General features: G+C 74.4%; 17 protein-coding genes. 5 read left to right on the top strand and 12 right to left on the bottom strand.

The features are described 5' to 3' along the window. Positions 1-13 precede the first annotated feature (13 nt). From ACFVGY_RS03040 to ACFVGY_RS03055, 4 genes are all read right to left on the bottom strand, one after another. Positions 14-1,126, bottom strand: a complete 1,113-nt coding sequence (locus ACFVGY_RS03040) for a calcium:proton antiporter (RefSeq protein WP_385670046.1) — start codon at positions 1,124-1,126, stop codon at positions 14-16. Positions 1,127-1,231: 105 nt separating this feature from the next. Further along, complete coding sequence (locus ACFVGY_RS03045; RefSeq protein ID WP_385670048.1) at positions 1,232-2,158, bottom strand: hypothetical protein; 927 nt, start codon at positions 2,156-2,158, stop codon at positions 1,232-1,234. 288 nt (positions 2,159-2,446) lie between these two features. Continuing rightward, on the bottom strand, positions 2,447-4,033 hold the full coding sequence (locus tag ACFVGY_RS03050; protein WP_385670848.1) for an acyl-CoA synthetase: 1,587 nt from the start codon (positions 4,031-4,033) through the stop codon (positions 2,447-2,449). Positions 4,034-4,089: 56 nt separating this feature from the next. Then, a complete protein-coding gene (locus ACFVGY_RS03055) occupies positions 4,090-5,199 on the bottom strand; it encodes an NAD(P)H-dependent flavin oxidoreductase (RefSeq protein ID WP_385670051.1) in 1,110 nt (369 codons plus the stop codon). Positions 5,200-5,823: 624 nt separating this feature from the next. Between ACFVGY_RS03055 and ACFVGY_RS03060 the strand changes: the two genes are divergently transcribed. Both ACFVGY_RS03060 and ACFVGY_RS03065 read left to right on the top strand, forming a co-directional pair. After that, complete coding sequence (locus ACFVGY_RS03060) at positions 5,824-7,614, top strand: serine hydrolase (protein WP_385670851.1); 1,791 nt, start codon at positions 5,824-5,826, stop codon at positions 7,612-7,614. 36 nt (positions 7,615-7,650) lie between these two features. Next, positions 7,651-8,193: a DapH/DapD/GlmU-related protein gene (locus ACFVGY_RS03065; protein WP_385670054.1), complete on the top strand. Its 543-nt coding sequence runs from the start codon at positions 7,651-7,653 to the stop codon at positions 8,191-8,193. 296 nt (positions 8,194-8,489) lie between these two features. On the opposite strand, the gene ACFVGY_RS03070 is transcribed toward ACFVGY_RS03065, so the two are convergent. Next, a complete protein-coding gene (locus tag ACFVGY_RS03070; protein WP_385670854.1) occupies positions 8,490-14,342 on the bottom strand; it encodes a TIR domain-containing protein in 5,853 nt (1,950 codons plus the stop codon). 172 nt (positions 14,343-14,514) lie between these two features. Here ACFVGY_RS03070 and ACFVGY_RS03075 point away from each other — a divergent pair, with 172 nt between their 5' ends. Further along, positions 14,515-15,702 (top strand): SLC13 family permease, encoded by a 1,188-nt coding sequence (locus ACFVGY_RS03075; protein WP_385670056.1) that lies wholly within the window; start codon positions 14,515-14,517, stop codon positions 15,700-15,702. A 108-nt stretch (positions 15,703-15,810) separates the two neighbouring features. Here the strand turns inward: ACFVGY_RS03075 and ACFVGY_RS03080 are convergent, their stop codons facing one another. Genes ACFVGY_RS03080 through ACFVGY_RS03090 form a run of 3 tightly spaced genes read right to left on the bottom strand, consistent with a single transcriptional unit; the run spans position 15,811 to position 18,218 of the window. Next, positions 15,811-16,650 (bottom strand): inositol monophosphatase family protein, encoded by an 840-nt coding sequence (locus tag ACFVGY_RS03080; protein WP_385670059.1) that lies wholly within the window; start codon positions 16,648-16,650, stop codon positions 15,811-15,813. Further along, a complete protein-coding gene (locus tag ACFVGY_RS03085; protein ID WP_385670062.1) occupies positions 16,628-17,254 on the bottom strand; it encodes a hypothetical protein in 627 nt (208 codons plus the stop codon). The genes ACFVGY_RS03080 and ACFVGY_RS03085 overlap by 23 nt, the downstream gene beginning before the upstream one ends. Before the next feature lie 19 nt (positions 17,255-17,273). Further along, entirely contained in the window at positions 17,274-18,218 is a 945-nt protein-coding gene (locus ACFVGY_RS03090; protein WP_360625544.1) for a hypothetical protein, read from the bottom strand. 443 nt (positions 18,219-18,661) lie between these two features. Between ACFVGY_RS03090 and ACFVGY_RS03095 the strand changes: the two genes are divergently transcribed. Then, positions 18,662-19,129, top strand: coding sequence for a nitroreductase family deazaflavin-dependent oxidoreductase (locus ACFVGY_RS03095; protein WP_385670065.1), 468 nt, complete (start codon positions 18,662-18,664; stop codon positions 19,127-19,129). A gap of 19 nt (positions 19,130-19,148) precedes the next feature. Here ACFVGY_RS03095 and ACFVGY_RS03100 read toward each other — a convergent pair whose 3' ends face one another. The 4 genes from ACFVGY_RS03100 to ACFVGY_RS03115 all read right to left on the bottom strand — a co-directional run bounded on the left by ACFVGY_RS03100 (position 19,149) and on the right by ACFVGY_RS03115 (position 25,904). Next, positions 19,149-20,792 carry a phytoene desaturase family protein gene (locus ACFVGY_RS03100; protein WP_385670068.1) on the bottom strand — a complete coding sequence of 548 codons (1,644 nt, stop codon included), beginning with the start codon at positions 20,790-20,792 and terminating at the stop codon, positions 19,149-19,151. Further along, positions 20,789-22,945 carry a tetratricopeptide repeat protein gene (locus tag ACFVGY_RS03105; protein ID WP_385670071.1) on the bottom strand — a complete coding sequence of 719 codons (2,157 nt, stop codon included), beginning with the start codon at positions 22,943-22,945 and terminating at the stop codon, positions 20,789-20,791. Before ACFVGY_RS03105 ends, ACFVGY_RS03100 begins: the two co-directional genes overlap by 4 nt. Before the next feature lie 33 nt (positions 22,946-22,978). Further along, positions 22,979-23,863, bottom strand: a complete 885-nt coding sequence (locus ACFVGY_RS03110) for an oxygenase MpaB family protein (RefSeq protein WP_385670073.1) — start codon at positions 23,861-23,863, stop codon at positions 22,979-22,981. A gap of 253 nt (positions 23,864-24,116) precedes the next feature. Further along, complete coding sequence (locus ACFVGY_RS03115; protein ID WP_385670075.1) at positions 24,117-25,904, bottom strand: GAF domain-containing protein; 1,788 nt, start codon at positions 25,902-25,904, stop codon at positions 24,117-24,119. A 267-nt stretch (positions 25,905-26,171) separates the two neighbouring features. Here ACFVGY_RS03115 and ACFVGY_RS03120 point away from each other — a divergent pair, with 267 nt between their 5' ends. Next, a complete protein-coding gene (locus ACFVGY_RS03120; RefSeq protein ID WP_385670078.1) occupies positions 26,172-26,831 on the top strand; it encodes an HPP family protein in 660 nt (219 codons plus the stop codon). The last annotated feature ends 113 nt before the right edge of the window (positions 26,832-26,944 follow it).

Here is a 26,944-nt window from a genome sequence, read left to right on the forward strand (position 1 = left end):
CGGGCTCACGGGCTCACGGGCTCACGGCGAGGAAGAGGTAGGCCGCCAGGACCACCACGTGGACGCCGCCTTGGAGCAGGGTGGCGCGGCCCAGTACGACGGTGAGGGTGCCGACCGCGACCGTCAGCGCGAGCAGCACCATGTGGACCGGCCCGAGGCCCAGCAGCAGCGGTCCGGACAGCCACAGGGAGGCGAGGGCGATGGCAGGGATGGTCAGGCCGATGCTGGCGAGGGCGGAGCCGTACGCCAGGTTGAGGCTGGTCTGGACGCGGTCCCGGCTGGCGGCACGGACGGCGGCGAGCGTCTCGGGCAGCAGCACGAGCAGGGCGATGACGACGCCGACGACGGCCTGCGGCAGGCCGGCTTCCGCGACGGCGGACTCGATGGTGGGCGAGACGGCCTTGGCGTTGCCGACGACGGCGACGAGGGCGACGAGCAGCAGTCCGAGGCTGATCACGGCGGCGCGGGCGCTGGGCGGCGTGGCATGGCTGTCGTCGCCGGCGCCTGCCCCGGAATCCGAGCCGGTGGCGACGGGCAGGAAGTAGTCCCGGTGGCGGATGGTCTGCACGGAGACGAACAGCCCGTACAGGGCGAGCGAGGCGCAGGCGGCGAAGGTGAGCTGGGCCGGGGAGAACTCCGGGCCGGGCTTGCTGGTGGTGAAGGTCGGCAGGACCAGGCTGAGGGTGGCGAGGGTCGCCACGCTGGCCAGGGCGGCGCCGGAGCCCTCCGGGTTGAAGACGGCGACGCGGTTGCGCAGGGCTCCGACGAGCAGGGACAGGCCGACGATGCCGTTGCACGTGATCATGACGGCGGCGAAGACGGTGTCGCGGGCGAGCGAGGCGGTCTTGGGGCCGCCGTCGACCATCAGGGTGACGATGAGGGCCACTTCGATGACGGTGACGGCCACGGCGAGGACGAGGGAGCCGAACGGCTCGCCCACCCGGTGGGCGACGACCTCGGCGTGGTGCACGGCCGCGAGCACCGCGCCCGCCAGGCACAGCGCGACGATCGCCACCGCGTGTCCCGGCAGGTCCCGCCCCCAGCTGAAGACGAGCGCGAGGAGTGAGACGAGCGGGACCAGGACGGTCCAGGCAGCGGCGGGGATCCTGAGTACTGCACGTCTCATGCCCCCACGCTGCCACGACCCGTGATCCGCCGCGCGGCCGGCGGCGCGGGCCGGCTGCAGCCCCCGCGCCGGGGACTGCGGCCGGCCGCCTCAACCGTGGGCGGGCTACCAGAAGATGACGACGTACCCGTCTCCGCCCGGCTGTCCGGCGGCACCCTCCGCACCCGTGACGGTGCCGCCCAGGCCGCCGTCACCGCCCGCACCGCTGCCGTTCGGGAGGGCGACGATGCCGTCCACCGCCTCGCCCCCTTCGATCCCGACCCCGCTCAGCCCGGTCCGGGTCAGGCCGCCCGTACGGCAGGTGGCGGTGCCGCCGGCCCCCGGCTGTCCGTCGGCGCCGGCGGTGGCGCCACCGCCCTGACCGCCGCCACCGCCCCCGCCACCGTTCGCCGCGACCACGATGTCACCCTTGGACGAGGCCAGGGTGGTGGCCGAGCCATCGGAGCCGTTGTCCCCGGCCGTGCCGGCGGGGCCGCCGTCACCGCCGCCACCGCGCACGCCGAGGACGACCGCGTAGCTCTTCAGGGGCTTCACCGGCACGGTGCACCAGGCGAAGCCGCCGCCGCCACCGCCACCGCCGTCACCGCCGTCAGCGTCGTCGTTGGTGCCGGCGCCGCCGCCACCGCCACCACCACCGCCGGCGCCCCAGGCCTGGACGAACACGGAGGTGACACCGGGCGGCGGGACGAACGTTCCGTTGTTCGTGAACTCCTGCAGGCCGTGCGGGGTCTTCTTCGCCTCGGACTTCGGCTCGGCCTTGGGCTTCGGCTTGGGCTTCGGCTTCGGCTTCGACTCCTCGTCACCCGCGGGCCCGGGGCCGTCCTCCTGGCGGGGGCCCTCCCGGGGGAAGTCCTCGCCGTCCGGCGGCGGCTCCAGAAGGTTGGCGCCCGCGGCGGACAGCCGGCCCGCACGGTCGGCGTCGGCCTGGGCGGGCGACATGACGAGCAGCTGGCCGGTGAGCGCCGCCGCGGTGAGGACCGCTGCGGCCAGCGTCCGCCGACGGAGACGGCGAGAGGTGGTACTCGCGTTCATGGCTTCCTTACCCCCCTCCGGCCATGCCGGCAGGAGGGGGTGCGATGAGGTGGCAGGGGGCGGACCGAGTCGGTCCGCCGCTCATCTCACCGAGGCTCCCGTGCGCACTGCCGCAGGCACGGCCAGGCGTTACCCCGGCCGGCCCGCAAGGTTGCGCCGCTCAGCGTACGGGGCCGGCTGCCTGGGCAGGGGCGGCCCGACGGCCGGTTGGGCGCCCCCGGCGGGCGGGGAGGTGGCCGGCCCCGGCGGGCGGATGGCCGGCCCGGAACGGCACGGCGGCGAGGCCGGTCACACCGCCCGGTCGCGGCCCTCCCAGTACGGGTCGCGCAACCGCCGCTTGTACAGCTTGCCGTTGGGGTCGCGGGGCATCTCCGCGATGAAGTCGACCGTCCGGGGCCGCTTGTAGCCGGCCAGCAGGCCCGCGCAGTGTGCCAGGATCGCGGCGGCCAGCCCTTCTCCCGGCTCGTGCCCGTCGGCCGGCTCGACGACCGCCTTGACCTCCTCGCCCCAGTCGGCGTGCGGGATGCCGAAGACGGCGGCGTCGGCGACCGCCGGATGGGTGAGGAGCGCGGCCTCGATCTCGGCGGGGTAGATGTTGACCCCGCCCGAGATGATCATGTCGATCTTGCGGTCGCGGAGGAAGAGGTAGCCCTCCTCGTCCAGCAGCCCGAGGTCGCCGACCGTGAAGAAGTCGCCGATGCGGTTCTTCCGCGTCTTGCCCTCGTCCTTGTGGTAGCTGAAGCCGCCGGTGTTCATCTTCATGTAGACGGTGCCGACCTCCCCGGCGGGCAGCCGGTTGCCGTCGTCGTCGAAGACGGCGAGCTCGCTGATCGGCCAGGCGCGGCCGACCGTCCCCGGCTTCTTCAGCCAGTCCTCGGCGGTGGCGAACGCCCCGCCGCCCTCGCTGGCCGCGTAGTACTCCTCCACGCAGTGCCCCCACCAGGCGATCATCGCCCGTTTGACGTGGTCGGGGCAGGGGGCGGCGCCGTGGAGGGCGTGCCGCATGGAGCCGACGTCGTACGCCGACCGGGTCGCCTCCGGGAGCGCGAGCAGACGGTGGAACTGGGTGGGGACCATGTGGGTGTGGGTGCAGCGGTGGGCTTCGATGAGCCGCAGCATCTCCTGCGGCGTCCACTTGTCCATCAGTACCAGCGGGTGGCCGAGGTGCAGCGAGGCGCCGGCGAACTGCAGGACCGCCGTGTGGTAGAGCGGAGAGCAGACCAGGTGCACGTTGCCGTCGAACGGGCGGATGCCGAAGATGCCGAGGAAACCGCCGAGGTGCGTCTCCTCGGGGGTCTTGCCGGGCAGCGGGCGGCGGATGCCGCGGGGGCGGCCGGTGGTGCCGGAGGTGTAGTTCATGACCCAGCCGAGGATGCGCCCTTCGGGGGGTGTGCCGGGCCGGCCGTCGAGGAGTCCGGCGTACGGGCGGAAGCCGGGGACGGTGCCGACGGCGTAGCGGTGGGTCGCCGGGAGGGCGGCCTCGTCGGCTGCGGCGGTGGCGGCGCCGGCGAAGCGTTCGTGGGCGATGAGGACCTTGGCTCCGGAGTCGGAGACGATCCAGGCGATCTCGGGGCCGACGAGGTGGTGGTTGACGGGGACGAGGTAGAAGCCGGCCTGGGTGGCGGCGAGGTAGGCGGTGAGGAACTCGACGCCGTTGGGCAGGAGGACGGCGAACGCGTCGCCCCGTTCCAGCCCGGCGGCACGCAGGCCGTGGACGAGGCGGTTGGCGTCGGCGTGCAGCCGGCCGGCCGTCCGCTCCTCGCCTTCCGGGGTGACCAGGACGACCCGCTGCGGGTCGGCGGCGGCCTGGGCCCAGAACCCTCCCGCGGCCTGCCGCCCGGCGCTGTTCGCGTTTCGGTCCGCGTTTCCGTCCACGTTTCCGTCCGCGTTTCCGTTCGTGCCCGTCACGCTGCTCACGTGGGTCACCCCTCTCACACGGCTCGGCCGGCGATGCGGTTGATGCGGTCGACGGCCTTCTCGAAGCCGCGGGTGAGGTCGTCGAAGACGGCCTGGACGCTGCGCTCGGTGTTCATGCGGCCGACGATCTGGCCGACGGGCGTGCCGAGCAGTGGCTGGACCTCGTACTTCTGGATCCGGGAGAGCGCCTCGGCGACCAGCAGGCCCTGGAGGGGCATGGGCAGGGCTCCGGGGCCGTCCGGGTCGTCCCAGGCGTCGGTCCACGTGGTGCGCAGCTGGCGGGCGGGTTTGCCGGTGAGGGCCCGGGAGCGGACGGTGTCGCCGGAGCCGGCGGCGAGGAGCTTCTCGGTGAGGGCGCGGGAGTGCAGTTCGGCCTCGGTGGTGGTCAGCCAGAGGGAGCCGAGCCAGACGCCCTGCGCGCCGAGGGCGAGTCCGGCGGCGATCTGCTCGCCGCTGCCGATGCCGCCGGCGGCGAGGACGGGGAGCGGGGCGACGGCCTCGGCGATCTCGGGGACGAGCACCATGGTGGCGATCTCGCCGGTGTGGCCGCCGGCCTCGTACCCCTGGGCGACGACGATGTCGATGCCGGCTGCGGCGTGCCGGCGGGCGTGCTTGGCGCTGCCGGCGAGGGCGGCGACGAGGACGCCGCGGTCGTGGGCGCGGGCGATGACGTCGGGGGGCGGCGAACCCAGGGCGTTCGCGAGGAGTTTGACGGGGTAGTCGAAGGCCACGTCGAGCTGGGCGCGGGCGACCTGCTCCATCCAGCCGGTGATCCGCCAGCCGGAGGCCTCGCCCTCGGGGAGCTCGGGGACGTGGTGCTTGGCGAGGGTGTCGCGGACGAAGTCGCGGTGGCCGGCCGGGATCATCGCCTCGATCTCGGCCTCGCCGATGCCGTCGACGGCCTTCTTGGCGGGCATGACGACGTCGAGTCCGTAGGGCTTGCCGTCGGTGTGGGCCTGCATCCAGTCGAGGTCACGCCGCAGGTCGTCGGGGGCGGCGTAGCGGACCGCGCCGAGCACGCCGAAGCCGCCGGCCCGGGTGATGGCTGCGGCGACCGCGGGGAAGGGCGTGAAGCCGAAGAGGGCGTGCTCGACTCCCAGTCTCTTGCTCAGCTCCGTCTGCATGGGCGGCAGCATGCCGCAGCCCGGCGGCCGAGGGAAGGGCTTTTCTGATGCTGCGTCAGATTCTTCGAGGGGTGGTCGATGCGGGGCGTGCGCCGCGGGCGGGCAGATACTTCGAGAGGCCGATCGGGCGGACAGGAGGCCACCATGGAGGCACGCACGGGGGACGACCCGGCGCACCGCGCCCAGCACGCGGAAGCGCCCCCCGACCACGGCACCAGCCCCTCGCACCCCCTCGGGGCACCACCACGGACCCATCCCGCGGGGACCGGCCCCGGGACGCCCGAGGCGGGGGCGCCGCTTGCCGCCGAGGGCGCTCCGGCCGCCGGCCCGGCCATGCGGGGCCGCGGTCCGGCCACCCGGACCCGAGCGGACGACGGGCCGGCGCCCGACCGCGTAGCCGGGGACGCAACGGACGGCACCGGGCCCGGACACAGCGCGCCGCACACGCCCCGGAACCCGAACGCCCGCCCGGACGACCCGGCGGCCGACCCGGCCGGCGGGCACGGGAGCGCACTTCGCGACGGCACGGAAATCGGCGCCGACGGCCGGGGCGGCGGTGCCGGCACGGCCCGCGAGGCCCGCGAGGCCGGCGAGAGCGACAGCCGCGACTGCGACAGCGACGCGCTGTGCGCGGGTGTCGGGCTGACGCGGCGGGGGCTCGGGGGGCGGTTGCTGGCGCTGGGCGGGGTGTTGCTGTTGCACGCGGCGCTGCCCGGGGCCGCGGGGGCAGCGGGCAACCCGGCCGAGCGACGGGCGCTCCAGGGGCTGCGCCTGCGGTACGGGTCCGCGCGCCAGGCCGGGCTGCTGGAGCGGCACCTGGAGCAGGTGGCGGAGGAGGCCCGACGGTTCCTCGGCCCCTCCCCCGAGCACCCCTATTACGCCGGGGCCGTGGTCCTCGCCGGCCGCGGCCGGACCATCGCGCTGCACCGTGCGATGGGCGAGGCCGTACGCTACTCGGACTACGACGGCCGGACCGACCGCGCCCAGGAGTTCCCGGCGGCCCAGCGCATCGCGATGACGGAGGACACCGTCTTCGACCTGGCGTCGCTGACCAAGCTGTTCACCTCGCTGCTCGCGGTCCAGCAGATGGAGCGCGGCCGGCTGGAGCTGGAGGCTCCGGTGGACCGGTACCTGCCCGAGTTCACCGGCGGCGGCAAGGAGCTGATCACGGTCCGGCAGCTGCTCACGCACACCTCGGGCTTGCGCTCCTGGGCGCCGTTCTACCAGGAGCCCACCCGTGCGGGGCAGTTGCGGCTGCTGTGGTCCGTGCGCCCCCAGGAGCCGCCCGGGACGGTGTACCGCTACTCGGACCTCAACCTCATCACGCTCCAGCTGCTCCTGGAACGGATCACCGGTCACACTCTGGATCTGCTGCTCCAGGACGAGATCACCGCTCCGCTCGGGATGCACCGCACGCGCTACAACCCCCCGCTCTCCTGGCGCCGCGTCACGGCCGCTACCGAGGTGCAGCGCCCGCCCTGGTCCGGCCTGGACCGCGGACTCGTCTGGGGCGAGGTCCACGACGAGAACGCGTACGCCCTCGGCGGCGTCGCCGGCCACGCCGGCATCTTCGGCACGGCCTGGGACCTCGCGGTCCTCGCCCGCACCCTGCTCGACGGCGGGACCTACGCCGGCAAGCGCATCGTGCGCCCCGCCTCCGTCGAGCTGCTCTTCACCGACTTCAACACCGCCTTCCCTGGCGACGACCACGGCCTCGGCTTCGAGCTCTACCAGCACTGGTACATGGGCGCGATGGCCACCCCGCAGTCCGCCGGCCACACCGGCTTCACCGGCACCTCCCTCGTCCTGGACCCCTCCACCGACTCCTTCCTCGTCCTCCTCGGCAACTCCGTGCACCCCGTCCGCACCTGGCGGGCCGGCAGTGCCCCGCGGGTCGCGGTCGGCAACCGCTTCGCCCGCGCCGTTCCGGTCCGTACCCGGCACGGCGGCGCGGCCTGGTTCTCCGGCATGGAAGCCGGCGGCTCCGGCACCCTCACGCTGCCCCCGCTCACCCCGGCCACCGCCGAGGCCCGGCTGCGGTGCGCCGTGTGGTGGGACACCGTGCCCGGCGAGGGCGCCTTCCACGTGGAGGCCTCGGCGGACGGCACGGTCTGGGAGCCGCTGCCGTTCAGCACGGTCCGCACCACGGGCGGCTCCGCCGAGCAGTGGCCGCAAGGCCGCGCCGACGGCTGGTCGGGCCGCGTCTGGCACCGCCTGGAGGCCCCGCTCACGGCGTGGGCGGGCCGCCCGGTGCACCTGCGCTTCCGGCACGCCTCGACCGGCCGCTACGTCGGTCGCGGGGTGTACGTGGACGTCGTACGGGTGTCGGAACGCGCCCGGCTGCTGTTCTCGGAGGACCGTCCGACCGACGCCGCCACCCTCCGGGCGGCCGGCTGGACCCGCTCGTCCGACTAGTGTTCTGCGGTCGAAGACGCCAGAAAGGATCGTGGCATGTCCAGCGACCGTCTCATGCGCATCCACAGCGCCGAGTTCCAGGCCATGGCCGAGCGGGTCCTGCGGGTCACCGAGCTCACCTCCCGCCTGAACGTCCTGCCTTTCGAAGACGAAGCGGGCAGGGCGGAACTGTTCGAACAGATCCTCGGCAAGCCACTGCCGCCGAGAGTCACGATCTATCCGCCCTTCTACACGGACCACGGCCTGAACCTCGACCTCGCGGAGCGCGTCTTCATCAACCAGAACTGCACCTTCCTGGACTATGCCGGCATCCGTCTCGGCGAGCGCGTGATGGTCGGACCGAAGGTCACGTTCATCACCAGCGGCCACCCGGTCGATCCCGAGGAGCGACGGCTGTACCTCACGGGCGCACCCATCGACGTGGCGGAGAACGTGTGGATCGGAGCCGGTGCCACGATCCTGCCCGGTGTCAGCATCGGCCGTGACGCCGTGGTCGCCGCTGGCGCGGTCGTGGCCGATGACGTTCCACCGGCAAGCCTGGTGACCGGCCAGAAGGCCACGGTGCACCGAGAGTGGTGAGGACGGGCGGTGCTGCCTGGTTCGACCACTGGTGGGCGCCGTTCCACGACGTCAAACGAGACCGGCCGGCAAGCGCGCTGGCGAGCTGGATCCGCCTGCATGCCGGCTACTACTGCCCCCAGTCACGGCAGACAGGATCCTTCAGCATCCAGAGCAACACCGTCCGCCCGCTGAACCTGGCGTGCGCTCACTGCACGGAACCACTCGCTGCCGACATGCGGTCTCCTGCCATCAGGCTCCTGATGTAGCTATGCTCCGCAACCTCGAAGACGCTCCACGCGGTCCGGGAGGCCCGGTCAGAGGTCCTCGCCCAGGGGTAGGCGGCGGATGCTCGGCAGGTACTCGTCGAGCTCGCCCGGGGTGAACCGGGACATCCCGACCACGTGCCAGAACTCGCCCGCCACGTCGCCCTCGTACTTGTACCCGCCGGACGGGGTCAGCGTCGCCCAGCCGCCCGCCAACCCCATCAGGGTCGCACGCAGCGACGGCGCTCCCCCGCCCGCTGCCGGGAAGTTCCACAGCCGCACCGTGCCGTCCTCGGCGCCGCTCGCGAGGGTGGTGCCGTCCGGGGAGAAGGCGAGGGACAGGACGCGGCCCGTGTGGCCGACGAGGTCGGCGAGGTGCTCGCCCGTCTCGGCGTGCCACAGGCAGACGCTGCGGTCGTCGCCCGAGGCGGCCAGCAGCGGCCGGACCGGGTGGGCGGCCACGGCCCACAGCCGGCCCCCCCGCCCGCGCAGCCGCAGGGCCGCCTGCCCGTCCCGCCAGACGATGACGGTGCCGTCCCAGCTCGCGCTCGCCAGCCAGTCGCCGTGGCCGCCGCCGCTCCCCTGCCCGTACGCGACGCCGTAGACGCGGTCCGCGTGCCCGCCGCCGTTCCCCCCGAGTTCCGCCGCGAGCCGGCCGCTCCTGGCGTCCCACACCCGGACGAAGCTGTCGTCGCAGCCGGTGGCCAGGAGGTCGCCGTCCGGACGGAAGGCGATCGAGCGGACCCGGCCCCGGTGCGCGTCCAGGGTGGACACGGGGGAGCCGGTGGGGCGGAACCAGACCCGGACGGAGTCGTCGTCGTTGGCGGTGGCGAGGAGGGTTCCGTCCGCGTTGAAGGCCTCTGCCCAGACGTGCTCGGTCTCGGCGTCGACCTCGCGCATGTACGTGCCGCCCGCCGGGTCCCACAGGTAGATGTCGCCGTCGTTGCTGGCCGTGGCCAGGAGGGGTTCGACGGGGCTGAACACCGCCGAGACCAGCCGGTCGCCGCGCCCGAGCAGCTCCTGCGTACGCCGTCCGGTGCGGGTCTCCCACAGCCGTACGACGCCGTCGTTGCCGGCGGTCGCCAACTGTGCGCCGTCCGCGCTGAAGGCGACCCCGCTGATCCGGCGGCCGTGGCCGCGCAGGATGCGCTTGCCCTGGCCGGTGGCGGCGTCCCAGATCTGCGCGCCCCCGTCGTTGCCCACGGTGAGGAGCTGGCTGTCGCCGGGCCGGAAGGCGCAGGCCCAGGCAGTGCCGCGGTGCTCGGTCGGCTGCTGGGGGTGGAGGGCCACCGTGTAGCCGTGCGGGCGGGCGGTGACCGTCCACAGCCGGACCGTGCCGTTGCTGTCGCAGGCGGCGAGGAGCCTGCCGCCGTCGCCGAACAGCACCTGGTAGACGGCGCCGGTGCTGCGTTCGAGGGTCCCGGCGGGGGTGCCGACGACGGGGTCCCACAGCCGCACCTGGCCGTCGGTGTCGCCGCTGGCGAGGAGGTTTCCGTCGGGGTGGAAGTCGAGGACGTACACGCGGCCGGTGTGTCCGCCGAACTCGTGCAGCAGCCGCGCGTCGGCCGTGCGCCAGATCCGGACCGTGCCACCCTGCCCGGCCGCGCCCCGGTCGGCGGTGGCGAAGAGCGTGCCGTCGGGGCTGAACCGGGCGCGGTAGACGGCCCCCCGGTGACCGCCGATCTCCCGGACGCACCGGCCGGTGGCCAGGTCCCAGAGGCGCACCTGCGCGTTGGCGTCACCGGTGAGCAGGGTGCCGCCGGGGCCGTAGACGGCGGTGTAGACCGGGGCGGTGTGGCCGGGCAGCCGGTGCACGGGCGCGCCGGTGGCCACGTCCCAGACCGTGACCAGGCCCTCGCTGTCGCCGGTGGCGAGCAGGGTGCCGTCCGGGTCGAGGGAGAGCGGCCACACCCCGTCGGGGTGGATCTCCAGGAGGTGTCGGCAGGCTCCCGTCACCGGGTCCCAGAGCCGTACGACGCCGTCGGATCCGCCGGTGGCGATGACGTTCGCGCGGAACTTCACGGCGTACACGCGACCTTCGTGGCCCTGGAGGGTGCGTACCGCGCGGCCGTCGTCGCCGCCGCAGACCAGGATGGAGCCGTCCTCGCTGCCGACGGCGAGGAGTTCGCCGTCGGGGCTGTACGCGATGGGTTCGGGGAGGCGGCTGGTGCGGACGCCGAAGCCGTACGGGACGCCGACCGCCGACGGCCGCAGGCCCGCGTCGACCGGCATGCCGGGGGCGATGGCGGCGGTTCCGAGTTCGGGGACGTCCCGCGCGTCGTCGTCCATGGTCACGTCGATGAGTGCGGCCCGGTGCCAGCGGCTGCCGGCCAGCCGGGCGCCCCGCAGGTCGGCCCGGGTCAGCCGGGCCCGGCTGAGGTTCGCGCCGGTCAGGTCGGCGCGGCTCAGGTCGGCCCGGTCGAGGCGGGCGCCGGCCAGCAGGGTGCCCCGCAGCAGTGCGCCGGACAGGTTGGCGCCGATCAGCCGGGCGTCGGTGAGGTCGGCGTCGGTCAGGTCGACGCCGGAGAAGTCGCGGTGCGAGAGGTCCTCGCCGGCCAGCCGGGCGCCGCGCAGGTCGGCGTTGGCGGGCACCCGGAGGCGGTCGCTGATCCGGACGGCGTTGGCCCGGGCGGCGTCGCTGACCCCGCGTCCGGGTGAGTCGAGGACCTCGCGGACCCAGCGGGCGCACTGCTCGTGGTCGGCGAGGTCGCAGAAGAACTCGACGGCGAGCTGGCTGAGCGGGCGGGCGGAGAGCAGGGCGTGCTGCCCGCGGGCGAGCTGGCGGGCGGCCTCGCGCGCCACCAGCCATTCGATGACGGATCCGTGGATGAACTGGAAGACGCCGTCGTCGCTGCGTACGAGCAGGCTGCCCGCGCCGACGGCCTGGGCGCGCTCGGCGGGGGTGAGCGGGGACTCGGTGAGTTCGCTGAGGGTGGCGGCCACGGTTTCGGTCAGCTCGTCCAGCCGGAGGGCGGTGCGGCCGGTCTCCCACAGCCGCCAGGCCAGTGCGGTGACCGCGGCCCACAGCTCGCCGAGGGTGAGTCCGGGCGGGGCGCCGGGCCCGCCCTGGCCGCGCTCCTCCTCGTACTCCAGCCAGGCGGTGAAGACGTCCTCGTACAGGCGGGCCGGGCTGAGCGCGCGGCCCGCCCCGGCGACCGCCCTGAGCTGGTCCTGGCTCAGGGCGGCGACGAAGGACAGCAGCCTGGGGTTGCGGCAGAGCATCAGCAGGTCGGGGATGTTCCGCAGGAGCTGGTACCGGTGGTCGGCGGCGCGCTCGTCGCCGTAGCTGCGGCCCAGGTAGGAGCGGATCTGCGCCGGGGTGAAGCCTTCGACGGACAGGATGCGGCGCTGTGGCAGCAGTCCGACGCGTTCGCCGAGGGCGGTGAGGACCTGGGCGTGCGACTTGAAGTGCTGGGTGCGGCTGCTGACGACGATCTTGGCGCTGTCGACGGCGGCGTTGAGGAGGACCTGGAGGTGGTCGGCGGCGCGGTCGTAGCTGACGCGGTGGACGAGTTCGTCGAAGCCGTCGAAGAGGAGGACGACGCGGCCCTGGGCGAGCATGTAGCGCAGCGCCCGCAGGTCGATGGTGTCGACGTCGTGGCCGGCGAGGTGGGCGGCGACCAGGCCTTCGAGGCTGTGGGCCCGGTCGAGGGTGTTGAGCGGGATGAGCAGCGGCGTCAGGTGCGGGAGCTGTCCGGCGATGCGGCGGGCCAGTTCGCGCAGGGCGAAGGTCTTGCCGTGTCCGAAGTCGCCGAGGAGCAGCACGAACCGGCCGTGGTCGGATTCGAGGAGCTCCAGCAGTTCCTCGACGAGGCCGTCGCGTTCCTGGCCGTCGGGCCGGTCGGCGTCGCGGTAGCGCTGGGGGAGGTAGAGGGAGGGCGGGTACTGCTCGCTGGCGACGAGCCGGGCGGTCTGTGCGGCCACGTAGCCGCGCAGGTCGAGCAGGCCCTGGAACTCGATGAAGCTGCGCACCCTGACCCGTACGCCGTGGCTGGCCGCCCGCTGCCGCAGGGCGCCGTCCGGTGCCTCGCCCCCGTACACGAGGACGGCCTCGGAGCCGGGGTCGGTGGCGTGGACCTGGGAGATGAACCGGTCGAGTTCGTCCTCGGCGGGGGTGCCCGGGTGGACGGCTATGCGCTGCTGCTGGACGACGCCGTCGTCGGCTTCCCGCCAGGTGGCCATGATCTGGACCATGTCGCCCGGTTCGCGGCGCGGTACGTCGCGCAGCCGCACCCCCTCCCTGCGCACCCGGCAGACCTCCTTGACGCGTTCGGCGAGGGAGGCGGCCGGGTCGTCGAGGGGCGCCCTGCCCTGGGTGCGCTCGACGTGGATGACGGCGGGGAGCTCGGGGACGGGGAAGACCCGACGGGTCTGCCGCCAGTCGGCGGGGAAGTGCTCGCCGGCACCGGTGATCCGGTCGTCCCAGCGGGTCACCCCGTCGGCGGTGACCTGGAGCAGCTGGAACCGGGCGGGGGCGGCGGAGCCGAACAGCGGCAGCCCGCCGGCGGGCCCCGCGAGCTGGGAACGGCTGGGGTCGGCGGTGGTGGTGCGGGGGCCGCCGGTCGGGCCGTGCAGCAGCAGGTGCAGTCGGGGCGCGGCGAGCCGGGCGAGGGTGTCGGCGTCCTTCAGCCCACCGGGGCCGCCGACGGCATCGCCGGGGCGGCGGCCGTCGGTGAGCGGGTGACGGAGGGCTCCGACGCGGAGCCAGCCCTCTTCCTCGTACGTCCGCATGGCCTCGGCGAACCAGGCGGCCTGGTCGCGGCCGATGAACCCGTACTGCTCCTCGGGGCGGTGGCTGTAGGCGATGGTGGAATTGAAGCCGGCGACGACGGTGCTCAGTTCCGGGACCGGGAAGAGGGTCCAGGGCTGGTCGCTGTCGAAGACGGCGTCCAGGCCCTGGTAGAGGCCGCGGAAGAGCCGGGTGTAGTGGCGCCATTTCGGCCAGTACGGCGGCTGCGGCGCCACCTCGTCGGCCTCGCAGGTGTGGAAGTAGGCCTGGGAGGCGGCCTGGTTCACGTCCTGCGCGCCGGGCACCACCATCACCCGCTGCGGGGACAGGTCGAGCTGGGAGCGCAGGGCGGTGAGGAAGCTGAGGGCCTGGTCGCACTCGCGGGGGCTGCCGGACGCGGTGAGGTCCCCGGTGACGACCATCAGGTCGGGGGCGGGTGCTCCGGCGTCCCTGAGCATGATGAGGTCGCCGCGGATCTGCCGGCTGAGCGAGTCGGGCTCGCGTCCGCGCCCGAAGTCGGGCCCGGCCAGGTGCAGGACGGTGACGGCGTCGCGGGCGCTGCCGGCGGCCGGGGAGGCCTGCGGGTAGAGCGGTGCCCTGGCCGGGCGGCGGCGCCCGGGCCAGCCGGGGCCGGCGAGCGCGCTCGGCCGCGGCCGGGCCGGGTCGGGCTGCTCCGGGCGGCGGGCGGGGGCCGACGCGTTGCCCGGATAGCCGGGCCGGCGGCCCGGGCGGGCGTGCCCGTCGACGGCCTGCTCGACCCTGGTCAGCAGCAGGGAGCGGGCGCTGTCGGAGTCGGGGACGCCCACGAGGTCGACGTAGGTGATGGTGGCGAGGAGCCCCTCCACGGGCATTTCGTCCACACGGACGGTCAGCAGGCGCCGCTCGGGCGACTCGGGCGAGGCGCGCAGGGCGGCCTGCCATTCCATGCGGCCGTAGGTGGAGCGCTCGTAGTGGCGGGACAGGACGGCGATCACCGCCACGGACTCGCTGACGCCGCGGTCCATGAAGTCGATGAAGTTGGTTCCCGGCACGAAGTCCCAGGCCTGGACGACCGTGCGGTAGCCGGCTTCCTCCAGGGTCCAGGCGATCCAGGCGGCCCATGGTTCGTCTGCCGGCGAGTAGCTGATGAAGAAGTCGAACTCTCTTGCGGCAGCGCCGAATTGCCCGTCCGTCATCATGGATCCATGGTAGGGCCGGGGCGGCCGGGAGCGACCTTGTTCCGGCGAGCACGGGGCCTGCGGAAGCCGCCTGCACGCCGGGCGCCCGCCGGCGGCCCGCGGGGCCGTATGTCCTGTTCCGCCCCGGCCGTCTGACGTTCCCGCGCGTGGGTGTGCGAGTCTGTTCGCCGTGTCTTTCCTCAGGCGTCTCCACGGGCTCGACTGGCTGGCCGGCGGGCTGCTCGTGCTCGGCGTGCTCTGCGTTGCCACGGGTCTGCTCCCCACCGGCCCGGCCGGGAACGTGGTCGAACGCATCGGCCCGCTGCTGGTGTTCCTCGCCGCGGTCATCGTCCTCGCCGAACTGACGGGCAAGGCGGAGGTCTTCGACGTGATCGCCACCTGGGTGGCGCGCGCGGGACGGGGGAACTACCCCCTCCTGTTCGGTCTGTGCGTGGCGTTCGCGTCCCTCACCACCATCACCCTCAACCTGGACACCACGGCGGTGTTGCTGACCCCGGTGATGCTGGCGCTCGCGACCCGGGTCGGCATCGCGTCCGTACCGCTGGCGATGACCACGGTCTGGCTGGCGAACACGGCGAGCCTGCTGCTGCCCGTGTCGAACCTGACGAACCTGCTGGCCGCGGACCGGGTGGCGCTGGCCCCGTCGGAGATGGCGGCCGCCATGTGGGCGCCGCAGCTGGCCGCCATAACGGTCACGATGGCCTGCCTGTGGGGCTTCTACTGGCGCCTGGGAGCCCGCGGCGAGCTCCGCTACGAGCCGCCGTCACCGCCGAGCCCGGCGGACCCGGTCCTGTTCCGGGTGTGCGCGGTGGCGTGCACCGGGTTCCTGCTGGCCATCCTCGCCGACGTGCCGCTGTGGGCGGCGTCGCTGGCGGCCGCGCTGGTCGTGGTGGCGGCCTTCGCGGTCCGCAGCCGCGAGACGCTCCGCCCGTCCCTGGTCCCCTGGCGGCTCCTCGTCCTCGTACCGGGGATGTTCCTGGTCGTGGAGACGGCCAGCACGCACGGGCTGCAGGAGATACTGGCGACGGCGATCGGCTCCGACAACGGCCCCATGGGGATGCTGAGGTCCGCCGCGGTCGGTGCCGGCTTCTCCAACATACTGAACAACCTCCCGGCCTACATGGCGGGCGAGGCCGCGATCCCCGAGGCCAACCACCACCAGCTGCTCGCCCAGCTGATCGGTGTCAACGTGGGCCCGGTCGTCACGCCGTGGGCCTCGCTGGCGACGCTGCTGTGGTTCGAGCGGTGCCGCTGGCACGGCACGCGGATCGACCTGGGCCGCTTCTTCGGTACGGGACTGGTGCTGGCGGTGTCGGGCACGCTGGCGGCGACGGTGGCCCTGGCCGCCACCGCGTAGTCCTGCCCCCCAGGTCGGCCGCGCAGGCCCCCGCACAGGCCCGCCTGCTGCGGTTCGGCGGTTCGGTGGTTCGGCGGGCGCGCCGGGCCGGACCGCACGAGGAGTGGGTCAGCCGGCCGCCCGCTCCACGGCGCCGCCCACCTCCTGCAGCAGGTGTGCGAGGGTCCCGCCGCGCGCGGCCACGAAGCTGCGCCCGGTGTCGTCCCCGGCGAAGCCGGGCCGGAACTCCGCCCCGGACAGCGTGCGCAACTCGACCCCTGCCTCGGCGGCGAGCAGTGCCCCGGTCGGCAGGTCGACGCCCTCGGCGCGGTAGCCGACGAAGGCGTCGATCGTGCCGCGCGCCAGCAGGCTCCAGCCGAGCAGCGGGGCCCACAGCTGCAGGACGCGCCGGCAGCTCAGTTCGAGCGCGCCGCGCAGCGCCGTGGCGGTGGCGTCGCCGCGGGCCACGGCGTACCCCTGCGTCCAGGCGACGACGGGGCCGGGGCGCGGCAGGATGGGGCGGGGGCCGGGCAGCGCCCCGGTCGGCCCGTGCGCGCCGCGCCCCTTGACCGCGTGCCAGGTCTCCCCGGTGACCGGCTGGTGCACGACGCCCATGACCGGGGTGCTTCCGAGGCACAGGCCGATGCCCACCACGAACGCGGGCAGCCCGATCGCAACGTTGTTGCTGCCGTCCAACGGGTCGACCAACCAGGTGCGTTCACTGGTGGCCCCGAGGAGCCCCGCCTCCTCGGACAGGATCCGGTCGTGCGGGAAGTGGTGCTGGATCCGGTTGAGTACGAGTTCCTCGGCGGCGAGGTCGAGGTCCACCTGGACGTCCCCGGAGTCGCCCTTCGTCCGCAGGCACCGGGCCGTGCCGAAGCGGCTGCGCAGCAGGCCGCCCGCCTCCTCGGCCGCGGCGACGGCGACCTGCCGCTCGTGGTCGAAGTCAGGCAGCCCGCTGGTCGGCATGGATCCTCCTGAGGACGGAGTGGACACTGCGCACGGTCAGTTCGGTGTCGCACAGCCGGCGGGTCGTGCGGCGGGCCCGGCCGTCGACCGGGCCGAGCGAGAGGTCGACCTGCCCGGGGACGGACAGCCCGTGGACCAGGGTGGCCGCGGGTTCCGGGCCCTCCAGGGCGGTGGCGTGGAACTCGCCCGCGGCCAGGATGTACGTCTCGCCCCGGGAGGTGACGTGGGCGGGGCCGAGCTCGCTGCGCACGAGGAGGGGTGTGGGCCTGATCTCGTCGACGCCGTCGCTGCCGCTGTGCACCTCGAACACGCGGTGGGTGGCACCCTCCTCCCCGTCGCCGACCGCCCGCACGCGTACGGGAAGGTTGGCCACCCGCCCGTAGAGCACGCGGCTGCGCAGTTCCCAGCTGTGGGCGTGCAGGGGGGAGGCACCCGGTTCGGCGCGGTCACCGGCCTCGAAGAGATGCACGCAGATGCCGCGGGGGTCCTCTCTGAGGAGTGGGAGGCAGAGGAATCCGAGGGGGTGCCGCACCGCCCGTAACTTCCTTGCCCCGGAGGCGATCTCCTCCAGGGTGACGAGTGTCCTTTCGAGCTCGTGGTCCATGGGGGCGCGCCGGAGCGCCTCACCTCCTGTAGGGGTCCTCTGCGTGCAGGGCCTTCTCGATGATCTTGCCGATGTCGCTGTCGGTGAAGACGCGCGGGAGCGGGAGCCGCAGTTCGTCGAAGAGGGTGCGCACCTCGTCGACGGTGGGTTCCTGGCCGAGCGGGGCCGTGACCCGCAGGTCGAGCGCCGTGGCCTGTTCCCGGCTCTGGTGCAGCTCGGTGACGTAGTAGTCGTAGAGCGGCTGCCCCCGCTCCACGAGGAGGTTGACCCGGGACTGGTCGTCCTGGGTGATGACGAGGCAGGTTTCGGACAGGTCGAAGCGCAGGGTGGGCACGGCGGACGAGAGGTGCACGCTGATCTCCAGCGTGGTCAGCTGCCGCTGGTACCAGCAGGCGGCGAGGACGGTCGCGTACGACTCCCGGCGGACCCGGTCGGTGGTCCACGGTTCGTCGCCGCGGCGCTGTCCGCCGAACATCTGCCGGAACCGGGCGTACGCGGCGCAGGCCCGCTCGTCGGCCGGGTTGACGATGTCGATCTTCACGTTGAGCTGGGACCGCTGCTCCTTGGCCGCGGCCACGCACAGGGGCAGGGTGACGGCCCGCAGGTAGGTCCCGGTGCCGCCCTTGAAGTACCAGAGGTTGGTGTGCTGGCGGGCCTTGCGCAGCGCCTCGCCGACCTCGTTGCCGGAGAGCGAGCGGACCATGGCGAGGTCGTCCAGGGCCCGCCGGGTGCCGTTCATCGCCTCCTGGATGGCGGCGGGCCGGCGTACGCGCTCCACGATCGACCCGGTCGCGAGCAGACCGAGGACGACCAGGGTGGCTCCGGAGGAGACGTCGTCGCTGACGACGTCACCGAAGATCTCCAGGAACCCGACGCCCATGGCGACGCACAGGGCGACGACGACGTCGGCGTTGCGCAGCACCCAGGCCACGAAGCGTTCCAGCCGCCCGACTCGTGCAGCCATGCACGTCCCCTCCCCCGCCGGCTGCTCCGATGGTAGGAGATGCTGCGGCGGCGCCACCAGAGCACGTTCGCGTCGCGCAGGGGGCGCACCGTCGCCGCGCCGTTGACCGTGCCGCCCAGCACGGACCGGTAGAACCCGGCGAAGGCGAGCGGATCGGGGCAGTCAGCACCACGCACTGCAGTTCGGCGGCCTCCCGGGGCCGGGGCGCGCCCAGCTCGCCGGGGGTCCCGGCCGCCCAGGCGGCGACGCCGCGCACGCCATGCCCCCACCCTCGGCAAGGACCGCTCCCAGGCCGTCCGAGTTCGCCCGGCGGCGGGCGATGGACGGCCTGTTCGACGGGTTCGCCCTTCCGGGGGAGCCCGGCCCGGCATAAGAGCGCACGCGGCGGGGTTGACGCCGGTATCGATCCATCGCCACCCCTCAGCGAAGGCAGGCAGGGCCGCATGACGAACACGGACATCGACTGGGACGACCCGAAGGACCCCCGGCCGGGCTGGCAGCTCGACCACGTCAGGCAGTACGTCGAGTCGAACGGGGCCGAGGGCCAGTTCTGGCGGGGCACCCAGACGCTCCTCCTCACCACGCTCGGCCGGGTCTCCGGCCACCCGGTGCGCACTCCGCTCATCTACGGCGAGGCCGGCGGCAACTACCTCGTCGTCGCGTCCCGGGGCGGCTCCGTCGAGCACCCGCTCTGGTACCGGAACCTGGTCGCCCACCCCGAGGTGCGCATCCAGGTCGGCCCGAAGATCATGCAGGGCAGGGCCCTTACGGCCACGCCGGAGGAGCGCGCCGCGTACTGGCCGGTCATGGTCGGGCACTGGCCCGCGTACGACGACTACCAGCGCAGCACCGAGCGTGAGATCCCGATCGTCGTGATCGAACCGGAACCGGCGGACGCTCCCGCGCAGTAGCAGCCGCGCACCCCGTGTCTCAGCGCCCCAGCGCCGCCATCGCGGCGTTGTGGCCGGGGATCCCGCTCACACCGCCGCCGCGCACGGCGCCGGCGCCGCACAGCAGGACCCCCGGGTACGGGGTTTCCACGCCCCACCGGCCCGGGGCGAACCCGTCGCCGTCGCCGCTCTGGTGGGGCCAGGACAGCTCCCGGTGGAAGATGTTCCCGCCGGGCAGGCGCAGTTCGCGTTCCAGGTCGAGCGGGGTCTTGGCCTCGATGCAGGGCCGGCCGTCCGCGTCGAAGGCGAGGCAGTCGGTGATCGGCTCGGCGAGGTGCGCGTCGAGCTGGGCGAGGGTGGCGGTCAGCAGCACTTCCCGCGTGCCCTGGTTGTCCTTCTCGAACAGCCGCGCCGGCGTGTGCAGGCCGAACAGCGTCAGCGTCTGGTAGCCCTGCTCGACCAGTTCCGGGCCGAGGATCGTCGGGTCGGTCAGCGAATGGCAGTAGATCTCCGACGGCGGTACGGAGGGCAGCTCCCCGGCCGCGGCCTCGGCGTGGGCCCGCGCCAGTTCGGCGTACCCCTCGGCGATGTGGAAGGTGCCGCCGAAGGCCTCGCGGGGCTCCACGGAGGTGTCCCGCAGCCGGGGCAGCCGCCGCAGCAGCATGTTCACCTTCAGCTGGGCGCCTTCGGCGGGCGGCGACGGCGGCTCCTGGCCGAGGAGTTCGGCCAGCGCCCGCGGGGAGGCGTTGACCAGCACCGTCCGCGCGGCGACCCGCCCCTCGCCGGTCGCCGTGCGGAAGACCACCTCGGCGGGTTCCGCCCCGGTGCCGTCCGTGTCGATGCGCAGCACCTCGTGCCCGGTCGCGATCTGTGCCCCGGCGGACCGTGCGGCCCCGGCCAGCGCATCGGTGAGGGCGCCCATGCCGCCGACGGGGACGTCCCAGTCGCCGGTGCCGCCGCCGATGACGTGGTAGAGGAAGCAGCGGTTCTGGGCGAGGGAGGCGTCGTGCGCGTCCGCGAAGGTGCCGATGAGGCCGTCGGTGAGGACGACGCCCCGCACCAGGTCGTCGGCGAAGTGCTCCTCGACCGCCCGCCCGAGGGGCTCCTCGAACAGCATCCGCCAGGCCGCTGCGTCGTCGATGCGGGCCCGTAGTTCCGCCCGGCTGGGCAGGGGTTCGGTCAGGGTGGGGAAGACCTTCCCGGCGACCTGCCGCACCGTCCCGTAGAAGGCCCGCCAGCTGTCGTACTCCCGCTGCGAGCCGGTCAGCCGCGCGAAGGACTCCCGGGTGCGGGCCTCGTCGGCGCCGACGAGCAGCCCGCCGTGGCGGCCGCCGCGCTCGACGGGGGTGTACGAGGACACCGCGCGCCGGCGGACCGCGAAGTCCAGCCCCAGATCCCGCACGATCTTCGCCGGGAGGAGCGAGATGAGGTAGGAGTAGCGCGACAGGCGGGCGTCGACGCCGGCGAAGGGGCGGGTGGAGACGGCGGCCCCGCCGGTGTGGCCGAGCCGTTCCAGGACCAGCACCGAGCGGCCCGCCCGGGCCAGGTACGCGGCGGCCACCAGGCCGTTGTGCCCGCCGCCGACGATCACGTCGTCGTACACGTCCCGGCGCAGACCACCGCCGTCGTCGTCGCCGTTCGTGCCGTTGCCGCCGTCGTGTGCGTCCCGCCCGAAGGTCGTCATGGCTCTTGGTAGCACACCTGGGCGAGCCGCTCCAGACAGTGGGCCTCGTCGGCGTGGGCCGCGACCGTGTCCGGGTGGGCGTCGCCGAGGGAGCGTTCGCGGACGCCCGAGATCTCACGGTAGAGGGGCAGCGCCTCGTCCCAGCGGCCCAGCCGGCCGAGGCCGACGGCGAGCTCGCGGAGGCTGACCAGGGTGTCGGGGTGTTCGGCACCGAGCGCCCGCGCCCGGGTCGCGGCCACCTGCCGGGCCTCGTCCACCGCCTCCTCCCAGCGGTCGAGGCGGCCCAGGTTGACGCCGAGGACGTGCCGCGCGCGGAGCGTCTCGGGGTCGGCGGCGCCGTACGCCCGGGTGCGGTCGCGGACCAGGCCCCGGAACAGGTCCAGGGCCTGGGCGGCGCGGCCGGTGCGGCCGAGCGCGATGCCGACCTCGTAGCGGGCGGCGAGGGTGTCGGGATGGTCGCGGCCGACCACCCGTTCTCGGGCGGCGGCGACGGCGCGGAAGCCTTCGAGGGCCTCCTCCCAGCGTTCGAGGCGGCCCAGCGCGTAGGCCACCTCGTACCGGGTCAGGAGCGTGTCCGGGTGCTCGGCGCCCAGGACGACCGCCCGGTCGGCGGCGGTCTCGGCGGCGGCGTGGTGGGCCTCGGCGTGCCGGCCCAGCGCCCCGAGGGCGCAGGCCAGGTTGTGGCGGCAGTGCAGGGTGTCGCGGTGGAGCGGGCCCATGCTGCGCTCGCGGCCGACCAGGACCGCCCGGTAGACGTCGTACGCCTCCCGGTGGCGGCCGAGCCGGCCCAGCTCGTACGCCGCCTCCTGGCGCGCGGCCAGGGTGTCGGGGTGGTCCGCGCCGAGGAGCCGGGTGCGTCCGTGGGCGACGGCCTCGTACGTGGCCAGCGCCTCCTCGGGGCGGCCGGCCCGGCTGAGGGCGAAGGCCCGGGCGTGGCCGGCGGCGAGTGCGGCGGCGGAGCCGGTGTCGGAGTCGAAGCCGTCGGCACCGAGCGCGTCGAGCCCCGTGCCGATGCCGATGCCGATGCCGGCGGCCGTGCCCGTGCCGGATCCGGAGCCGTCGAGGACGGTGCCGCGCGGCACCCCGTACGGTGCGGTGAGCCGCGGGTCCTCCGAGGCGGCCGGGCGCAGGATCCGGTGCCCGCCGCTCGGGCGCGCCGCCGTCCAGGAGCCGGTCAGCACGGCCCATTCGCCGCTCGCCGGGCGGGCGTCGATGCCCGCCTTGCGGCCCGCGGTCATGCCCTGCGCCCAGGCGGGCAGCGGCGGCGCCTGGCCGGGCGACGGCAGGCCGGCCCGGAGGCGGTCCTCCACGAGCCGGCGGTGCAGGTCACGGGCGTCGTCGGGCCGGTCCTCGGGGCACTTGGCCAGCAGCTCCAGCACGACCCGCTCGAAGTACTCGGGCAGCTCCGGGCGGTGCCGGCGCGGCGGCACGGGCACGTTGTCCCGGTGCCCGACCAGCACCGACCAGGAGTCGCCGAGGTCGAACGGCGGGGCCCCGGTCGCGATCTCGTACAGGACGCAGCCGAGGGAGTACAGGTCGCTGCGGTGGTCGAGCTCACCGCCGGCGATCTGCTCGGGCGACATGTAGTGGGGGGTGCCCATGGCCATGGCGCCGCCGGTGAGCTTGGCGGTGAAACCGATGTCGTGGGCGAGGCGGGCGATGCCGAAGTCGCAGATCTTCACCGTGCCGTCGGTGAGCCGCATGATGTTGGCGGGCTTGAGGTCGCGGTGCACGACGCCCTGGGCGTGGGTGTACCCGAGGGCGGCGGCCAGCTGCTCGGCGATGTCGACGACCACGTCGACGGGGAGCGGGCTCGCCTGGTTCTCCTCCATGAGCTGGCTGAGGTTCCGGCCGTCGAGGAGCTCCATGACCAGGTAGAGCGGGCCTCCGGCGGCGCTGTCGTCGCCGAAGTCGTGGATGACGGTGACACCGCGGTGCTGGAGGGAGGCAGCGACGCGGGCCTCGCGGCGGAAGCGCTCGCGCAGGACCTGGGTGAAGTGGTTGTCCCGTTCGGCACCGAGCGGTTTGAGACATTTGACCGCGACGTGCCGGCCGAGGGACTCGTCCCGGGCGCGCCACACTTCGCCCATGCCGCCGCGCCCGATCAGATCGAGCGACCGGTACCGGCCCTGGATCAGTCTGGACTCCGCCATGTCTTAAAGCCGCCCCCGTTGTCGTGCTACGTCCTACGCCCTCCCCGGCCGCTCAAGTATGGCCGCTGATGTACGCAGTGTGTACGCCGAGGGACGGCTCCCGGGGCCCATGCGCCGCATCGCGTTCAAGATGTGACCTGGAGGCAGCTGCCAGCGCAGACCTGCGGGAATGCTGCGCAGCAGGGTACCGGTGAGGCGCAGGCGCCGGGTCACGGTCCGCGGGGGCGGCGCGGGCCTGCCGTACAGCCGGTGCGCGTAGCCGGGGAGGGTTCCGTACGCAAGCGCGGCGAGCGGGCTCCACAGCAGTTTTCGGCCAAGGAGGAGGACGGCGGGGACGGGCGGGTTGCGCAGGAAGTCGTCCACGGCGCGGGCGTCGGCTCCGGCGACGAGCCCCGGCCGGACCTGCTCGAAGTACGCGGCGAGCCCGCGCGTGTCGGCGGGGACGGCACCCGGATCGAGACCGACGAGACGGGCGCTGACCCGGTTCTCGTCCACGTAGCGGTCGGCCTGGGCGGGGGTCAGGGGGACACCGGAACGGCGCAGGACGTGCAGGAAGCTGTCGATCTGGGCGCAGTGCACCCACAGCAGCAGGTCGGGGTCGTCGACGGGGAACCGCTCGCCGGTGGTGGGGTCGGTGGCGGACAGCGCCCGGTGGATCCGTCGGACCCGGGCGCCGGCGGCTTCGGCGGCCGCGGTGGTGCCGTAGGTGACGGTGCCGACGAAGTCGGCGGTGCGCAGCAGCCGCCCCCAGGCGTCGTTACGGAAGTCGGAATTGGCCAGAACGGCACGGACGGCGCGGGGGTGCAGGGCCTGGAGGTAGAGCGCGCGCACGCCGGCGATCCACATGACCGGATCGCCGTGGCACTGCCAGGTGACGGACGCGGGCCCGTAGAGCCCGGGATCGGCGCCGCCGCTCATCCTTGCCTCCCTGATGCCCTGATGCCCTGATGCCCTGATGTCCTGGGCCCTGATGCCCTGATGCCCTGATGCCCCGAAGCCCGGGGCGCGCGGACACGACCCGACCACGCCGAGCGTCCCACCCCGCGACCACCGACCGCCACGGTGCGTCTCCCCGCCGCCCCGGCCACCGTTCCCGCCGGCACCCGGGCGGGCCGGGCCCCGTGCCCGCCGATGGCCCGGGCTCCGGCACGACGCGGGCGCCCCGCCGGGGTCAGGGTGGGGGAAGGGGGATCTGCCAGTGGAGGCGGGTGCCGGGGTGGTCGGGGCGGGCGGTGGCCGTCATGTGGCCGCCGAGCCGCTCGGCGCGTTCGGCGAGGTTGCGCAGCCCGCTGCGGCGGCCTCCGCCCGGCCCGCCGCCCGGTTCTCCCGGCAGTCCGACGCCGTCGTCGGTGACCGTGACGGTGAGGACCCCCTCGGCCAGGGCGACCGAGACCTCCGCCGCCGTGGCGCGGGCGTGCCGGGCGACGTTGGTCAGGGCCTCCCCGACCACCGCGAGGACCTCCCGGGCCACGCCCGCCGGCACGTCGGTGTCGATGAGCCCCTCCATGCGCAGCGCCGGGGCGAAGCCGAGGACCCGGGCGGCCTCGTCCACCGCCGTGACCAGGCCCAGCCGCAGCTTCCGCGGTGCGCCCGGGCCGGCTGCCCGCCCGCCGGGTCCCGCGCCCGCGGTGCCGGCCTCGCCTTCCCGGAGGCCGAAGATCGTGGATCGGATGATCTTGATGGTGGCGTCGAGGTCGTCCACGGCACGCGCCAGCCGCTCGGCGGCCTCCGGGTGGTCGACGAACCGCTGGGCGCTCTGCAGGGTCATCCCGGTGGCGAAGAGCCGCTGGATCGCCAGGTCGTGCAGGTCGCGGGCGATGCGGTCGTGGTCCTCCAGCAGGCTCAGCTGCTCGGCGTCCCGGCGCCGGCCGGCGAGTTCCAGGGCGAGGGCCGCCTGCCCGGCGAACCCGGGCAGCGCGGCGACCTCGGCGGCGGCGAAGCCCGGGCGACCGCGGAGCCGGGCCAGGGCGAGGACGCCGCTGCGTTTCTCCTCCGTGCCGACGGTGACGGCGACGGCCGGGCCGAAGCCCTGCCAGTGCTCGGGCCGCACGGTGATGCGCCCGTCCGTCCCGGCGTCCGCGACGCCGACCAGGCCCTCACCGGCCAGTGCGGCCGCCGCGAGGGTGCCGCCGGTGTCCGGCAGGACGATCCCGCGGTGCGCCTCGGCGCCCTCCCCCAGGGCGAGCGAGCCGCGCAGCTCCCCCGCGGGGCCGAGGAGGTAGAACACCCCCAGGTCGGCGCCGGTGATGTCCTTGGCCCGTGCCAGCATGCCGCCGAGGACCTCGTCCTCGGGGGCCCCGGACAGCAGGCCGCTGGTGATGTCCGAACCGGCCTCCAGCCAGCGTTCGCGCAGCCGGACCTCCTCGAAGAGGCGGGCGTTCTCGATGGCGATGCCGGCCGCCACGGCCAGCGTGGACAACACGGCCTCGTCCTCCGCGTCGAACTCGGCGCCGCCCCGCTTCTCGGTGAGGTACAGGTTCCCGAAGACCTCCTCGCGGACCCGGATGGGGACCCCGAGGAAGGAGTGCATCGGCGGGTGGTGGGGCGGGAAGCCGTACGAGGCGGGGTGCTCGGACAGCTCGGACAACCGCAGCGGTTCCGGGTGCCGGATGAGCTCGCCGAGGATGCCGTGGCCGGAGGGCAGGGCGCCGATGCGGGCCCGCAGCTCGTCGCTGACCCCGACGGGGAGGAACTCGGCGAGCCTCTTGTCGCCGCCGATCACGCCGAGGGCACCGTACTCGGCGTCGACGAGGACGACGGCGGCCTCGACGATCCCCCGCAGCACCTGCGGCAGGTCCAGCTCGCGACCGACCGACAGCACGGCCTCCAGGAGCCCGTGCAGCCGGTCCCGGGTCCCCCGGGCCTCGTCGATGCGGGACTGGAGCTCGTCGAGCAGTTCGTCCAGCCGCAGCCCCGGGAGCCTGCTTCGGGGGGCGGCCGGGCCGTCTGCGCCGCCCATGGACCACCTCCAGTCGCCGGCTCGGGCGGGGAGGGCGCCGACTCCTTCACCGTAGCCCGCCCCGGGGGCCCTTACCCGTCCGTGGGCGCGGGCCGGGGTCATCGGGTCCGGCGCAGGCGTCCGGCGCGCGCGTCCGGCAGGGGCGGCCACGTGGGCCGCCCGGGCCCGGAAGGGGACCGTTCGGCCCTCGATCGCGCTGCGCGCCCACCGGATCGTGGGCTGGGTACCCGCGCACGGCAGGCAGACGCAGGAGGACAGGAGGGCCTCATGAGGCAGATCAAGGTGGCGGACCTGATGACCGACGAGGTCGTCTGCGCGGCTCCCGGCACGACCTTCGAGCACGTCGTGAAGCTCCTGGAGGAACACGGCATCGGCGGGCTCCCGGTCCTCGACGACGAGGACCGCGTCCTCGGCGTCGTCTCCCGGACGGACCTGCTCGCGCACCTCCCGCCCGAGCCGGGCGCCCCGGGGGAGACGGGCGGGCCGGCCACCGCGGCCGAGGTGATGTCCGTCCCCGCGGTGACGGTCCGCGCGGACGAGCCCGCGGCCGAAGCCGCCCGGCTGATGGCCCGACGCGGGGTGGAGCGGCTGCCCGTGGTGGACGTGGAGGACCGCCTCGTCGGCATCATCACCCGCCGGGACCTGCTGCGCCTGTTCCTGCGGCCGGACACGGAGATCCGGCGCCGCGTCGTCACGGAGGTGCTGGACGACGCCCTGGACCTGCCGTCCGGGGCCGTCGACGTCCACGTCGTCCACGGGGTCGTCGCCCTGGAGGGTCGGGTGGAGCGGCGGAGCCAGCTGACGGTGCTGCGGAGCCTGGTCGAACGCATCGAGGGGGTCGCGTCGGTCGTCTCGTACGTCACGGCGCTCGTCGACGACACCGGCAGCCTCAGCCGCAGCCGCAGCCGCAGCGCCATGGCCCGGTGAGCGCACGGCAAAGGGCGGAAAGAGCCCGCCCGCTTCTCGCGGAACCCGATTGTGTGGTGCACGGCACGAGGCCGCTTCTCCGCATCCTCAGTATTGGGCTCTTCCCGCACCTT

Origin of the sequence: Streptomyces sp. NPDC127106, assembly GCF_042677605.1 — a bacterium.
GTDB lineage: Bacteria > Actinomycetota > Actinomycetes > Streptomycetales > Streptomycetaceae > Streptomyces.

Bases quoted from the DNA above. Each gene is read 5' to 3' on its own strand.
- ACFVGY_RS03045 (WP_385670048.1), bottom strand. From the start codon at position 2,158: ATGAACGCGAGTACCACCTCTCGCCGTCTCCGTCGGCGGACGCTGGCC.
- ACFVGY_RS03110 (WP_385670073.1), bottom strand. From the start codon at position 23,863: ATGAGCGGCGGCGCCGATCCCGGGCTCTACGGGCCCGCGTCCGTCACC.
- ACFVGY_RS03105 (WP_385670071.1), bottom strand. From the start codon at position 22,945: ATGGCGGAGTCCAGACTGATCCAGGGCCGGTACCGGTCGCTCGATCTG.
- ACFVGY_RS03100 (WP_385670068.1), bottom strand. From the start codon at position 20,792: ATGACGACCTTCGGGCGGGACGCACACGACGGCGGCAACGGCACGAAC.
- ACFVGY_RS03055 (WP_385670051.1), bottom strand. From the start codon at position 5,199: ATGCAGACGGAGCTGAGCAAGAGACTGGGAGTCGAGCACGCCCTCTTC.
- ACFVGY_RS03095 (WP_385670065.1), top strand. From the start codon at position 18,662: ATGACGAACACGGACATCGACTGGGACGACCCGAAGGACCCCCGGCCG.
- ACFVGY_RS03085 (WP_385670062.1), bottom strand. From the start codon at position 17,254: ATGGACCACGAGCTCGAAAGGACACTCGTCACCCTGGAGGAGATCGCC.
- ACFVGY_RS03090 (WP_360625544.1), bottom strand. From the start codon at position 18,218: ATGGCTGCACGAGTCGGGCGGCTGGAACGCTTCGTGGCCTGGGTGCTG.
- ACFVGY_RS03070 (WP_385670854.1), bottom strand. From the start codon at position 14,342: ATGACGGACGGGCAATTCGGCGCTGCCGCAAGAGAGTTCGACTTCTTC.
- ACFVGY_RS03080 (WP_385670059.1), bottom strand. From the start codon at position 16,650: ATGCCGACCAGCGGGCTGCCTGACTTCGACCACGAGCGGCAGGTCGCC.
- ACFVGY_RS03065 (WP_385670054.1), top strand. From the start codon at position 7,651: ATGTCCAGCGACCGTCTCATGCGCATCCACAGCGCCGAGTTCCAGGCC.
- ACFVGY_RS03115 (WP_385670075.1), bottom strand. From the start codon at position 25,904: ATGGGCGGCGCAGACGGCCCGGCCGCCCCCCGAAGCAGGCTCCCGGGG.
- ACFVGY_RS03120 (WP_385670078.1), top strand. From the start codon at position 26,172: ATGAGGCAGATCAAGGTGGCGGACCTGATGACCGACGAGGTCGTCTGC.
- ACFVGY_RS03040 (WP_385670046.1), bottom strand. From the start codon at position 1,126: ATGAGACGTGCAGTACTCAGGATCCCCGCCGCTGCCTGGACCGTCCTG.